This window comes from Paraburkholderia sp. J7 (assembly GCF_905220155.1).
Taxonomy (GTDB): Bacteria; Pseudomonadota; Gammaproteobacteria; order Burkholderiales; family Burkholderiaceae; genus Paraburkholderia.
The window spans coordinates 233,203-246,316 of sequence record NZ_CAJMYZ010000002.1; the positions used below are offsets into that span (position 1 = coordinate 233,203).

10 protein-coding genes are annotated in these 13,114 nt (G+C 62.8%); 4 read left to right on the top strand and 6 right to left on the bottom strand.

What is annotated here, in order from left to right:
* Positions 1-350 precede the first annotated feature (350 nt).
* Genes U5A58_RS04165 through U5A58_RS04175 form a run of 3 tightly spaced genes read left to right on the top strand, consistent with a single transcriptional unit; the run spans position 351 to position 6,362 of the window.
* Positions 351-1,637, top strand: coding sequence for an efflux RND transporter periplasmic adaptor subunit (locus tag U5A58_RS04165; RefSeq protein WP_321960409.1), 1,287 nt, complete (start codon positions 351-353; stop codon positions 1,635-1,637).
* 11 nt (positions 1,638-1,648) lie between these two features.
* Positions 1,649-4,867 carry a multidrug efflux RND transporter permease subunit gene (locus tag U5A58_RS04170; protein WP_321960410.1) on the top strand — a complete coding sequence of 1,073 codons (3,219 nt, stop codon included), beginning with the start codon at positions 1,649-1,651 and terminating at the stop codon, positions 4,865-4,867.
* A 1-nt stretch (position 4,868) separates the two neighbouring features.
* The gene (locus U5A58_RS04175) at positions 4,869-6,362 is read left to right on the top strand and encodes an efflux transporter outer membrane subunit (RefSeq protein ID WP_321960411.1); all 1,494 of its coding nucleotides are present in this window, start codon (positions 4,869-4,871) and stop codon (positions 6,360-6,362) included.
* A 267-nt stretch (positions 6,363-6,629) separates the two neighbouring features.
* On the opposite strand, the gene U5A58_RS04180 is transcribed toward U5A58_RS04175, so the two are convergent.
* The 3 genes from U5A58_RS04180 to U5A58_RS04190 form a co-directional block, all read right to left on the bottom strand.
* Positions 6,630-7,613: a D-alanyl-D-alanine carboxypeptidase family protein gene (locus tag U5A58_RS04180; protein WP_321960412.1), complete on the bottom strand. Its 984-nt coding sequence runs from the start codon at positions 7,611-7,613 to the stop codon at positions 6,630-6,632.
* 346 nt (positions 7,614-7,959) lie between these two features.
* Positions 7,960-8,616, bottom strand: a complete 657-nt coding sequence (locus tag U5A58_RS04185; RefSeq protein ID WP_321960413.1) for an alpha-ketoglutarate-dependent dioxygenase AlkB — start codon at positions 8,614-8,616, stop codon at positions 7,960-7,962.
* Positions 8,617-8,686: 70 nt separating this feature from the next.
* Complete coding sequence (locus tag U5A58_RS04190) at positions 8,687-10,195, bottom strand: AlkA N-terminal domain-containing protein (protein WP_321960414.1); 1,509 nt, start codon at positions 10,193-10,195, stop codon at positions 8,687-8,689.
* A 26-nt stretch (positions 10,196-10,221) separates the two neighbouring features.
* Between U5A58_RS04190 and U5A58_RS04195 the strand changes: the two genes are divergently transcribed.
* The gene (locus U5A58_RS04195; RefSeq protein ID WP_321960415.1) at positions 10,222-10,521 is read left to right on the top strand and encodes a hypothetical protein; all 300 of its coding nucleotides are present in this window, start codon (positions 10,222-10,224) and stop codon (positions 10,519-10,521) included.
* Here U5A58_RS04195 and U5A58_RS04200 read toward each other — a convergent pair.
* From U5A58_RS04200 to U5A58_RS04210, 3 genes are all read right to left on the bottom strand, one after another.
* Positions 10,465-11,244: a class I SAM-dependent methyltransferase gene (locus tag U5A58_RS04200; RefSeq protein ID WP_321934601.1), complete on the bottom strand. Its 780-nt coding sequence runs from the start codon at positions 11,242-11,244 to the stop codon at positions 10,465-10,467. The genes U5A58_RS04195 and U5A58_RS04200 overlap by 57 nt on opposite strands.
* A gap of 330 nt (positions 11,245-11,574) precedes the next feature.
* A complete protein-coding gene (locus U5A58_RS04205; RefSeq protein ID WP_321960416.1) occupies positions 11,575-12,927 on the bottom strand; it encodes an alpha/beta fold hydrolase in 1,353 nt (450 codons plus the stop codon).
* A gap of 21 nt (positions 12,928-12,948) precedes the next feature.
* Positions 12,949-13,086 carry a hypothetical protein gene (locus tag U5A58_RS04210; RefSeq protein WP_321960417.1) on the bottom strand — a complete coding sequence of 46 codons (138 nt, stop codon included), beginning with the start codon at positions 13,084-13,086 and terminating at the stop codon, positions 12,949-12,951.
* Between the last annotated feature and the right edge of the window lie 28 nt (positions 13,087-13,114).

A 13,114-nucleotide genomic window follows, 5' to 3' on the forward strand; every position in this document is an offset into this window, starting at 1 on the left:
CTTGTCGAGGACGGGCGCCCAGACCATGCGGCGACGAACCATGGGCGACGCCGGCGGCTCTTTCGAGCACGCCACATGAGCAAGAATTCCGCCAGCGCATAAAAGGCATTCTGGTCTTTGCGTAAATGATTGGGGCGGGATTCATCGCGGGTGTGACACCCGGTGTGGGCATTGTGTGCCGGAACGGCGGGTCTGCCGGGCCCGTATTATCCCGGCCGGCGCCTCTTCGAGTGGTCCGGAAGAATCCTTATTGATTCGGATCGCGAACAGTATGCGGGCAACGAAGAAGTGACCATGGCGCGCGCGCACCGAGGCGATGCGCGGGTCCGGCGCATTGCGGGAGGCCATTCATGAGTGGACCGTTCTTTCTCGGGCATCGACCGTTACCTCAGGTTTCGGCACGCCGAAACCGCTTCCCACTGGTCCTCGTCGCTGTTGCGCTGATTCTCCTCGCTGGTTGCAAGAAGGCATCCGGGCCTCCGGCGCTCGGTGCGCCTGAAGTCACGGTGATGACGGTCGTGGCTCAAGACACCCCTGTCGACCTCGAGTTCACCGCGCAAACACAGAGTTCGCGTGAAGTCGAGATTCGTGCGCGTGTGGACGGCTTTCTCGACCGGCGGATGTACACCGAAGGCGATAAGGTGAGGGCCGGTCAGGTTTTGTTTCTGATGGACCCGAAGCCGTTTCAGGCCTCGCTGCAGACGGCGCGGGGCGAACTTGCGCAGCAGGAGGCGCGGCTCACGGTCGCGCAGCAGAATCTCGCGCGGGTCAAGCCGCTTGCGGCGCAGCAGGCATTGAGCCAGAAGGATCTCGACGACGCAATCGGCAACGAGAAGCAGGCGCGAGCCGCGGTGATCTCAGCGCAAGGGCAGGTGGAGACGGCGGAACTCAATCTCGGCTACACGACGATCAAGTCGCCTCTGGATGGCCTCGCGAGCTATGCAAGGCAGCAAGATGGCAGCTATCTGATCGCGAATTCATCGGGTCTCCTCACCTTCGTCTATCAGCTCGATCCGATCTGGGTGAACTTCAGCATTTCCGAAAACGAAATGCTCAAATTTCAGGACCAGATTTCGGCAGGCAAGCTGCTTTTTCCGCCCCACAGTGAGTTCGTCGTGGCAGTGGAACTCGCCGATGGCACGGAATTTCCGCAGCACGGCACTATCAGCTTTGCGAATCCGGCGTTCAGCACCGACACGGGCACTTTCCTCGTGCGCGCCTCGCTAGCGAACCCGAAGGGTACATTGCGGCCGGGTCAGTTCGTGCGTGCGCGCGTGTCGGGCGCCGTGCGGCCGAACGCAATTCTCGTGCCGCAACGGGCAGTGCTGCAGGGCGCGAAGAGCCACTTCGTGTGGGTCGTCGACAATCAGTCGAAGGCCCGTCAGCGCGTGGTCGAAGTCGGTGACTGGAACGGCGACAACTGGTTCATCAACGATGGGCTGAAGGCTGGTGAGCGCATTGTGGTGGATGGTGCAATTCGCGTCGTGCCCGAGGTGCCGCTCAAGATTGCCGGAACGCTCCCCTCGACGCAGAGCGGCGGAAAAACGATCGTCGAGAAGGGCGGTGCGTCGGCGCCGCAGGTGAGCGCAGGCGCGCGCGCGATAGCGCCTGCGGCAACCAGCGGCGCGTCGCAGTAAGGGGCGACTCGATGAACATCTCGCACTTCTGCATTGAGCGGCCCATCTTCGCGTCCGTCATCTCGATCGTGATCACGCTCGGTGGTGCATTGACGTTGTTCTCGCTGCCCATCGCGCAGTATCCGGACGTCACACCGCCGCAGATCACCGTCTCCGCGACCTACCCGGGCGCCAGCGCGGACGTCGTGGCGAACAACGTCGCAGCGCCGGTCGAGCAACAGGTCAACGGCGCGGACAACATGATCTACATGTATTCGTCCGGGTCGTCGACCGGCAACTACACGCTCAATGTCTTCTTCGGGATCGGCACCAATCCGGAGTTGGCCCAGGTCGACGTGCAGAACCGCGTGAACCTCGCGCTCCCTCAGTTGCCGCAGCAGGTGCAGTCGCAGGGCGTGCAGGTCCAGAAGAAGTCGAACGCCTTCATGATGGTGATCGCAATCTATTCGCCGGACGAGCGTTTCGATCCGACCTATATTGCGAACTACGCGAACGTCTACGTGCTCGACACGATCAAGCGCATTCCCGGTGCAAACCAGTCGTCAATATTTGGCACTCCAGATTACGCGATGCGGATCTGGCTGAAGCCCGATCGCATGGCGCAACTCGGGATCACCGCCGGGGACGTGCAGAATGCCGTGCGCGCCCAGAACCAGCAATTCGCGGTCGGCACCGTCGGCCAGGCGCCAACCGGCAACCCGGTCGAGCAGTCATTCGCGGTGACGACCACCGGGCGGCTCGCCACGCCCGCCGAGTTCGACAACGTCATCATCCGCGCAGCGAGCACCGGCGCGGCGATCGTCCGCCTGAAAGACATCGGCCGGGCCGAGCTGGGCCAGAAGAGCTATTCGAACCGCACCACGTACCAGGGCAAGCCTGCGACGATCATCGCGGTTTACCAGCAGCCGGGTGCGAACGCACTCGACGTCTCGAAGCAGGTACGCGAGACGCTCGCGGACCTCAAGACGGCATTTCCGGAGGGGCTCGACTATCAGGTCGCGATGGACACGACGGAATTCACGCGTGCGTCGATCGCCGACGTGATCCACACGTTCTTCGAGGCGCTTGTTCTGGTGGTGATCGTCGTGTTCGTGTTCCTGCAGAGCCTGCGCGCGACGCTCATTCCGGTGCTGGCCGTACCGGTGTCGATCGTCGGCACCGCAATGGGCATGGCGGCACTGGGCTTTTCGATCAACATGCTGACGTTGTTCGGCATGGTGCTCGCCATCGGCATCGTCGTGGACGATGCGATCGTCGTGATCGAAAACGTCGAACGCAACATGACCGTTTTCAAGCTCAGTCCGAAAGACGCGGCCAAGCGAGCGATGGACGAGGTGTCGGGCCCGGTCATCGCGATCGTGCTCGTCATGTGCGCCGTGTTCGTGCCGGTTGCGTTCCTCGGCGGGATCACGGGGCAGTTGTACAAACAGTTCGCTATTACGATCGCGATTTCGGTGGTGTTCTCGGGTATCGTTGCGCTCACGCTGTCCCCGGCGCTTGCCGCCATTCTGCTCAAGCCCACGCATCATGAGAAAAAAGGCTTCTTCAAGTGGTTCGACCATCAGTTCGAGCGGATGACGGCCGGCTACGGGCGCGCCGTGCAGTTCATCATCCGGCGTTACGTGTTGGGGCTCATCGTTTTCGGCGTCGTGATCGCGCTCGCGGTCCTGATGGGCAAGTCGATCCCGGGCGCCTTTCTGCCGCCCGAGGACCAGGGCTATCTGCTCGGCGCGATCATCATGCCCGACGCGGCGAGCCTCGACCGTACCGCGGACGTGGGCGACAAGGTCACCGACTATTTCATGAAGCAGGCCGCGGTCAGCAGCATCACGATCGTGAACGGCTACAGCTTGCTCGATAGTCAGAACAAGAATAACGCGGGCACGTTCTTCGTCGGCCTGAGGGGTTTCGACGAGCGATACAAGTTTTCGAACATCAGGGAGCAAAACGCGCGCGCCGTGCTGATCAAGGCTTACGAGACGCTCTCGAAGATTCAGGAGGGCATCGTCGTGCCGGTGAATCCACCGTCGATTCCAGGCCTCGGTACGACGGGCGGCAGCGAGATGTGGATCGAAAGCCACGGAGAGGGCTCTATTCAGCAGCTCGCGGGTGTCGTGCAGGACTTCATTGCGAAGGCGAAGGCGCGCCCCGAACTGACCGGCGTGACCACGACGTTCAACGCGAGTTCGCAGCAGTTGCTCGTGAACGTCGATCGCGACCAGGCGGAGACGCTCGGCGTGCCGGTCGAAGAGGTGTACAGCGCGATGCAGACGATGTTCGGCTCGCTTTACGTGTCGCAGTTCAACAAGGACGCGCGGCTCTGGCAGGTGATCGTCCAGGCCGATCCGCGCTACCGTCTCACGCCCGCCGACCTCGACCAGATCTACGTACGCAGCCGCTCGAACAATATGGTGCCGATCAAGGCGGTGATGACCTACAAGTACGTCACGGGTCCCGACCTGATCACGCGCTTCAACAACTTCCCGGCGGTGAAGATCACGGCGAACGCGGCGCCCGGTTACAGCTCTGGCCAGGTGATCGAGACCTTGAAGGAACTCGCCGCGCAGATGCCGCCGGGTTACGCCGTTGGGTGGAGCGGCGAGGCGTTCGAGGAGATCAAGTCGGGCTCGACAGGCGGGCTCGTGTTCGTGTTCGGGATCATCATGGTGTTCCTGATTCTCGCCGCGCAATACGAGAAGTGGTCGCTGCCGGTCGGCGTGCTCATGGCGGTGCCGTTTGCCCTTTTTGGCGCGCTGCTCGCGATCCTGCTGCGCGGCCTGAACAACGACGTGTACTTCCAGATCGGGCTGACCATGCTGATTGCGCTCGCCGCGAAGAACGCGATCCTGATCTTCGAGTTTGCGGTCTTGAACCGCGAGCAAGGCAAGTCGCCGTACGACGCTGCGCTGACCGCCGCGGAAGAGCGCCTGCGGCCGATCGTGATGACTTCGCTGGCGTTCATCCTCGGGTGTGTGCCGCTCGCCATTGCGCTGGGCGCCTCGCAAAACAGCCGCCATTCGATCGGCACTGGCGTGATCGGCGGGATGTTGGGTGCGACCGCGATCGCCGTGTTCTTCATTCCGATGTTCTACTGGGGCATCGAGTCGCTCGGCTCGCGCAAGGGCGGCGGCAAGGACACACCCGTGCCTGGCGGCGGAACGCCACCGCCCGCGTCCGGTGGCTCCGGCTCACCGACCGTCACGCCGTCCGCGCGGCATGAGGACGACTGACATGCGCGCCGCAGCCTTCGTGCGCTTTGCCGCGCCAGTCCTGCTCATCGGCTTGCTGAACGGCTGTCTGCTCGGCCCCAACTACGAACGGCCGAAAGTGGACGTGCCGGCAACGTACCGGTTTGCGTACCCGGACGTGGCCGACGTCGTCAACACCACGTGGTGGGAACAGTTCGAAGATCCGGTGCTGAACGACCTCGTGAAGACCGCGCTGGAAAACAACCTCAACGTGAAGCAGGCGGCCGCGCGAGTCGACGAGTTCATGGGCCAGTTCGTGAGCACGCGCTCGGCACTCTTCCCGCAGGCGAGCGTCGGTTTCAGCGCGGCGCGAGAGCGCGCTTCGCAGGACGGGCCGACGCCGATACCGGCGGGCGTTTCGCCAGTATTCAACGAGTTCCAGCCGAGCGTGTCGGCCTTCTGGACCATCGACCTGTTCGGCCAGGTGCGGCGCGAAACCGAGGCGGCGCGCGCCAACGTGAACGCGGCCGAACAGAGCCGCCGCGCGACGATCCTGACGCTCGTCGCATCGGTCGCGACGTCCTATATCACGCTGCGCAGCCTCGACATGCAGCTCGAGATCGCACAGAGCACAACTGCGAGCCGGGCCGATTCCGTGCACGTATTCACGTTGCGTCAGCAGTTCGGGCAGACCTCGGATATGGAGCTTGCCCAGAGCCAGTCCGACTACGAGGCGACGGCGGCGACCATTCCGCAACTCGAGCAGCAGATCGGGCAGCAGGAAGACGCGCTCTCGGTACTGCTTGGCAGCAATCCGGAGCCGATCCTGCGCGGCCGCACGCTCGTGGATCTCTCGACGCCCGCCGTGCCTGAGGGCTTGCCGTCGGACCTGCTCGAACGCCGGCCCGACCTGCTGCAGGCCGAGCAGAATCTGGTCGCGCAGAATGCGCTGATCGGTGCGGCGCGCGCGCTGTATTTCCCGCAAATCTCGCTCACGGGGCTGTTCGGCTCGGTGAGCACGCAGTTCTCCAACCTCTTCACCGGACCTGCGCGGGTATGGACGTTTGCCGGATCGGCAGTGATGCCGATCTTCACGGGTGGCAACATCTACGGGCAGAACAAGCAGGCCGAGGCGCGTCAGCAAGAGGCGCTGTTCGCCTACGAAAACGCGATTCGGGTTGCGTTCCAGCAGGTCAACGACGCGCTGATCGGGGTGCAAAAGTCACGCGAACAGTTTGTGATTCAGAGCCGGCAGGTCGCATCGCTGCGCAAGTATCTGCGGCTAGCGCGGCTGCGTTACGAGGGCGGCTATACGAGCTATCTGGAGGTGCTGGACGCCGAGCGCAATCTGTTCAGCGCGGAACTGCAGCAAACGCAGACTCGGGCCGCGACACTGACGAACCTCGTCAATCTCTACATGGCAATGGGCGGCGGTTGGGTTGTTCAGGCGGAACAGATGAGCGTGCCGGTACCGGCGAGCGGACCACCTCCGGCGCAGCCTGCTACGCCGGAACCCGTTGCGCAGGTGCCGCAATGACCCGCGGGGACGTCATGCGTGCCGTGTCCAGGCTCGTGGCCGTCGAGCAAGGCGGGCGCAAATCGACATGATCTTGACCACAAGTCCGGTGTCTGGGGCGGACCGGCCGTTCTAATGTCGGCGTGAGAAGCTCGTTGAATGTCTCTTGGTGGCCGAGGCCGGAAGCAGGAGGCTGATCATCCGGGTCTCGGAGGCGCTGCGGCCATCGCGTCAAGTGCCACGCCGCACGACCGGGACGATCGGCGCGAGGCCTCAACGAGACGTAGATCAGGCGGCAGCAGGAGTATGGTGCTTTCGCTTGCTGGCGTCGTGCGTGACGGTCTGGCGGTGCGCGTTGGCGGTCGAACCTGTCCGGTACGATGCGAACTGCACCCTGACGCGATGAGAATGCGCCAGCACCGAATGGTGATGACGCAGCCGGGTGCTAGCGTAATAGGGCGGCTTGACGACCGGCGTTTCGTCTCCGTCCAGCCATCGGCGTATCGTCGTGAGATCGGTGTAGCGCCCCCACGACGTTGGCGAGCCGAGCAGCGCAATCACCACCTGGCCATTCGGCATGTTCGCATCGACGACGATGCAGCGTCCGGCCTCGCGGATATAGCCGGTTTTGGCAACCAGAATGTCCCAATCGGCTGCGCTGACTATCGGGTCGGTGTTGTGATAGAACCTCGTTCTCGTACCGATCTTCTCTTCATAGCGGGGAAGCGTGGTGTACTCGCCGATCAATGGATAGTGCGCGGCGGCTTGCGCCAGCTTCACGACGTCGCGTGCCGTCGAGAGATTGTCCGGCGAGAGCCCGGTTGGATCATTGAAGTGCGTATCGGCCATATGGAGCGCGCGCGCCTTTTCGTTCATCCTCCGTATGAACGCAGGCTGGCCGCCCGGGAACGCTCGCGACAGCGCGGACGCCGCACGGTTCTCGGATGACATGAGTGCAAGGCGCAGCATCTCTCCGCGTTCGAGCGACGCACCAATCGGGATGCGGGACCCCGAGCGCTTGAGCCGATCGATGTCGCCATCGTCAACGGACACCGCGTCCCCCAGCGGCTGCGCGCCGTCCAGCACGACCATCGCCGTCATCAGCTTGGTGAGTGACGCGATCGGCTGGGCGTCGTCGGCGTTCTTTTCCAGCAGGACTTCGCCGCGTCCGACGTCGTACACGATTGCGCTACGTGAATAGAGGAATGGCGTTTCGGCACACGCGACGAACGGCGCAGTGGCGAGTAGTAGCGCGCTGAGGAAGTTCTTCATGGCGTTCACACCTTGGGACGGCGATCAGGCGATGGCGGGTCCGACGTGCTGAATTGCCCACAACAACTAAACTGTAGTGCTCATGGCAGGAATCAGCGTGTGAAAGAAGGTGGAATATGTGTCTTTGGACGCGTTCCTGAGCGAAGTGACAGAGACTGATCGACCCGAAGCGGTCTGTGCTACACGGAAGCGGTCAACGGCTGCTTCCAGGTTTCCATCATCTCGAAGCGATGGGTCTTCTGAACCGCGACGGGATGATCCGCGCATAGGCAACAGGTGGCAACAGGTCCGGTCGCGCAGCCGAGCATATTGAGCGCAATGAAAGCGCGCGCGAATCACACAACGCTCATTGGCGATCCCGCACGCCTTGCGCCGAACTCATGAAGTTCACGCTGATACGTGCCTCCACGATGCCCGGTTCCTTGGGCACACAATGCACCCAGTCCTGTTGGGATCGTCCCCCCATCACTACCAGGTCGCCGGAGGCGGGTTTAAAGGTCATGGAGCTACCGCCTTTTATCGGCTTGACCAGGAACCGTCGGGTCGTTCCGAGCGTCAGGACGGGGACGATGCACTCCAATTTTCTGCATGAGCGATGGTCGCGGTGCCAACCGGTGCTGTCCTGTCCATTGCGATAGAGGTTCATCCACAAGCCGTCGTAAGCCACGCCGTAGTGACTTGAGAGCGCACGAACGGCCTGCAGCAGGCCTTGCTGCGGCACGTCGCCAAGATTTTGATAAACCGCCGTCATGCGCGGCTCGCGAAATACCTTGTTGAACATTCGCCGATCGTGTTCGAGCCAGGGAACGCCGTTGCGCATCTGCTCGTAGAGCAGGGAAGCTCCCGAAATCCAGCCGGGCACGATTTCAACCCAGGAATGAGCGTCGAGAGCGAAACGCCTTGCCGTTCCGAAGGATGTGTCTATTGAGAAGTGGGTGTCGCCGCCTCCGAATAGATCGCTCTGGGCATGTATTGGGTTCGGGGTGGGTGTGAGTGTATTCATCACGCGAATCGACCGCTTGCGGCGGTGGGCAGGTACACACGACCGAGAGGCGTGTCGATAAGGGTAGTCTTCATGTTGATGTGCTGTGCTCCATGGCATGCCACACCCGCAGCACCGAGTAGCCGCGCCAGGGCCGCCATCTTTCCGCAGCTTGTGCGGCGGCGCGGGCGTTGCTCACGCCCAGGGCTTTTTGCAGCGCTACGTCACCGGCAGGAAAGGCGTCGGGCCAGCGCAGAGCGCGCAGAGCGATGTACTGCGCCGTCCAGTCGCCGATGCCAGGCAGGGCGCGCAAATCAGCACAGGTTGTCGCGACGTCCACGCCGGGATGCAGGGCGATGCGGCCTTCCAGCACGGCGTGAGCCAGAGCATGCAGCGCGGCCTGACGCTGGCGCGTGACGCCCAGTTGGCCCAGCGCGTCACCGCTGGCGGCGGCCAGAGCGGCAGGGGTGGGAAAAAGACGATCCAGGCCCGCGACGGGCGTCCCGATGGGCTCGCCAAAGGCCGCAACCAGGCGTGCGCCCAGCGTACGAGCGGCGGCCACTGTGATCTGCTGACCGAGCACGGCACGCACAGCCAGTTCGAAGCCATCCAGTGTGCCCGGCACGCGCACGCCATCGCTCGATGGGAACGCGGTGTGCAGGGCGGCGTGGATGGCGATTGGATCGGCATCCAGATCGAGCGCGGCGCGCACGCGGTTGATCAGCGTCGGCAGCGCGGCAGCCAGCGAATCGCTGGCCGTCAGCACGGCTTGGGCGCGATCCTCGTCGAAGCGTACCCGCAACCAGCCGGTGCGGCCCTGCGCGCCTTGCATGAGGCGCAGCGTGCGCGTGAATTCCCGATCCCTCACCTGCTCCACGCCGGGCAACGCACGCAGGCGCAAAAAACCGAGCATCGCCTGCACGTCATAGGGCGGGCGCCAGCCCAATCGGACACTCACGCCCTGACTATCCGGCGCTGACCTGGCGCGACGCAGGGCGCTGGGGTTCAGGCCATAGTGACGCGAGAAGGCGTCGTTGAAGCGCCGTACGCTGGCAAAGCCGCTGGACAACGCCACCTGGGCCATCGGTAGCTGCGTGTCGGCGATCAGTTGCTTGGCCGCCAGTAGCCGCCGCGTTTGCAGATACTGGAGAGGCGAGACACCGAAATGTGACTCAAAAATGCGGCGCAAATGGCGATCGCTAACGCCCAGCCTCTGCGCAATCTGGGTCATCAAGCCGCCGGATTGCTCCACAGCTGACTCCCTGGCGGCGATGTGTCTCCAAGCATCGGGCTCGTCCATCAATCGCGCAGCTTGCAGGGCCAGAATGCGTGAGGCATCTTCCGTGCTCCACGATGCGGCGCGCGGCGCCAACTCGGGGCGACAGCGCAAACACGGCCTGAAACCCGCAGCCTCGGCCTCTGCCGCGTGGTGGTAAAAGCGGAGGTTCTCGCGACGAGGCATTTTTACGCGACACACCGGACGGCAATAAATGCCGGTGCTGGTGACGGCCGCGAAAAAGGAGCCATCGAAGCGCGCGTCGTGCGCCTTCAGTGCCAGATAACAGGCGTCGCTTTCGGGGATGTCGATGATGGTAGCCATGAGGACATCGTACATTTCGATTGCCCGTGAAGCTCGCCATTTTCGGACATGTGGTCAGCCGCTTCGGTGTCCACTACTGCGGGCCGCGCGAGCTGAAAAAACAGCCCGGGGCGCTGCGAGGCGACGCAATTGCCATGTCGGAGGACGCGCTCGGCGGTATCGCGCAGCGTCCGCTGGCGGTCTACCAGAATGTGCCGCCGGAGGTGCTCGTATCAATCTGCAGCAAGAACGTGTCGAAGGCCACCGCTAGCGTTTGCAACTCGAAGGGCTCATGCAGCGCTTCGCTGTCCCCATACGGCAATATTGCCGCCGCCGAAGGCCCATAAATCAGGTGATTTCAGGAGCTGCAGCGCCTGCTCGAGCCGAGGCAGAGGCAGTGCAGATGTCGCGAGCAGTTGTTCACGCATCTGCACGGCAGTCAGCTCGAAGAATTCCGCGGCGGGCGAACCGCCCCGGATCACGGGAAACTCTCCCTCGCCACCCACCTGCTCCAGTCCCATGCCCGCCACGGTCTCCGGAAGAATGCGAGCCCAGAAGCAGTCTCGACCCGACGCTTTCACAACTGTGTTGACGAGTGCCACCATGAATTCACGGAACACGGCGGACGATGACGCATGTACCGGGAAAAAGTCGACCTCCTCCAGTAACAGCCACCCGGACGGGCGAAGTGCATCGACCATGCGGCGAATCGCGCGCTCGGGTTCGCGCAGGTGGTGGAGTATCCATCGCGCGTGGACAAAATCGAATGCGGAGTCTGGAAGCTCAGACTTGACAATGTCATGGTGCTGAACTTCAAGATTCGGAAGACGGATCTCGTCGAGCAAGGTTGTGTTGATATCGGTTGCCATGACGCTGCCGGTTTGCCCGACCTGCTCGCACAGCCACTTCGCGATCGAGCCGCTTCCGGCCGCCACCTCAAGGCAACGCGCCCCCTGACCGACGCCGAGCATCTTGATACGACGCTGGGTCATCGGGTCGAGCATATGCTCGAGCAGCGCCAGACGACGATTCGCATGCTCCCAGGAGTTATCCAACGCATAGCCAGACATGAGTGCCTCGCACGTCGATTGAAGCGTTTTCACATTGGGCGCGCAACGGTAACGCCCCGGTGCTCCGGACGGACTTGTAGTGAGGTGATATGAAACTCAACCAACGCTGCCGTATTGGCCCGTGCGATCGCATTCATCCGGAATCCTCAATAAGGAGGATCGGCGACGTCGCTGTGGACTGTTCGAACCGGATGAGTTGGCTGCTAGCCGAGGAGGAAGCGCTATTGAGTATAGATTGCCTGTGGATGAGTATCGAAAAAATTCGTAAGCGCTGTGACAGATTCTGCCAACACTTACTTCGGAAAGCGTCCGCGATTTTCAGCGTCAGCTTCAGGCGCGCAAAGGCCTTAGCCCCGTGCGCACTTCGTTCGCGAAGATCATCGGTTCTTCCCACGCCGCGAAGTGACCGCCAGTTTCGGGTTTGTTGAAATAAATCAGGTTGTGATAGGCCTTTTCAGTCCAGCTCTTCGGCGCCTGGTAGTTCTCGCCCGGAAACGCGCTCACAGCAGCCGGCACATCGACGTCCGCCGCGAGGAAGAAGTTCGCGTGCGACTCCCAATAGAAGCGCGCGGCCGAGATGCCGGTGTTCGTCAGCCAGTAAAGCGTGAAGTCGTCGAGTATGTCGTCTCGCGTCAACGCGCCTGCTGAATGACCGTTGACGGGATGACCGAGTACGGCCGCGCTCAACGCCGCCGCGGGCTGGCCGTAGCCGTCGCCGTGGTCGAGCAGCCAGGAAGCGAGCGCGACGGGCGAGTCGGCGAGTCCGTACAGCGTCTGTGGGCGCGTGGCCATTTCGAAAGCGTAGCCGCGCTTCTTCTTGAAGTTGGCGCTCAACTGGTCATACGCGTGCTGCTCCTCTGCCGATAAACCGGCAGGCATCGGCTCGCCGGCCGCCAGCGACTTCAGAATGTCCGCAGGAACGGTGGCCGGGAAGTTCACGTGAATACCCATCAATTCGGGCGGCGCCTGTTTGGCCATGATGTTCGTGACAATCCCGCCGAGATCGCCGCCCTGTGATGCAAAACGCTCGTAGCCGAGGCGCTTCATCAATGTGACCCACGCGCGCGCGGTGCGCTCCGGTCCCCAGCCGGTTGTGGTCGGTCTCGCAGAAAAGCCGTAACCGGGCAACGAGGGAATCACGAGATGAAAGGCGTCCGACGCCGGTGCGCCGTACGCAGTCGGATTGACGAGCGGGTCGATGATCTTGAACTGCTCGATGATCGAGCCGGGCCAGCCGTGGGTCACGATCAACGGCATCGCGTTGTCGTGCTTCGAGCGCACGTGGATGAAATGGATATCGAGTCCGTCGATTTCGGTGATGAACTGCGGATACGAATTGAGCCGCGCTTCGCATTTGCGCCAGTCGTAGACGGTCGCCCAGTACTGCGCGAGACCCTGAATGGTGGCGAGTTGAATGCCCTGTGATTCGTCGGGCACCGTCTCGCGATCGGGCCAGCGCGTGGCCTTGATGCGCCGCCGCATGTCGACGAGATGCGACTCGGGCACGTGAACGCGGAAGGGCCGGATCGCCGCCTTGTCGCCGTTCGCGGGTTCGGCGGTCGTGCCGATTCCGGGGCTTGTGTCCGCGAAGGCGAGCCGGCTCAGCGAGCCCGCCGCAAGCGCCGCCGCGGACACGCCGACAAAGTGCCGGCGCGTTGGGGATTGGGGAGCGGTATTTGACATGGAATCGTCCTCCGGCCTCGATCAGCTTGTCGCGCTGCGCGTGAAATCAGCAATGTGCAGCTTGACGAAGTCATACATGCTCATGGGCTTGCGGCCCGTGAGTTCGAACAGATCGTTCGTCGTGCGGTCGTACCGCCCCTGAGCGTGGGGGTCGGCCATCACGGCCAGATTAACTTAGACGTCTGCC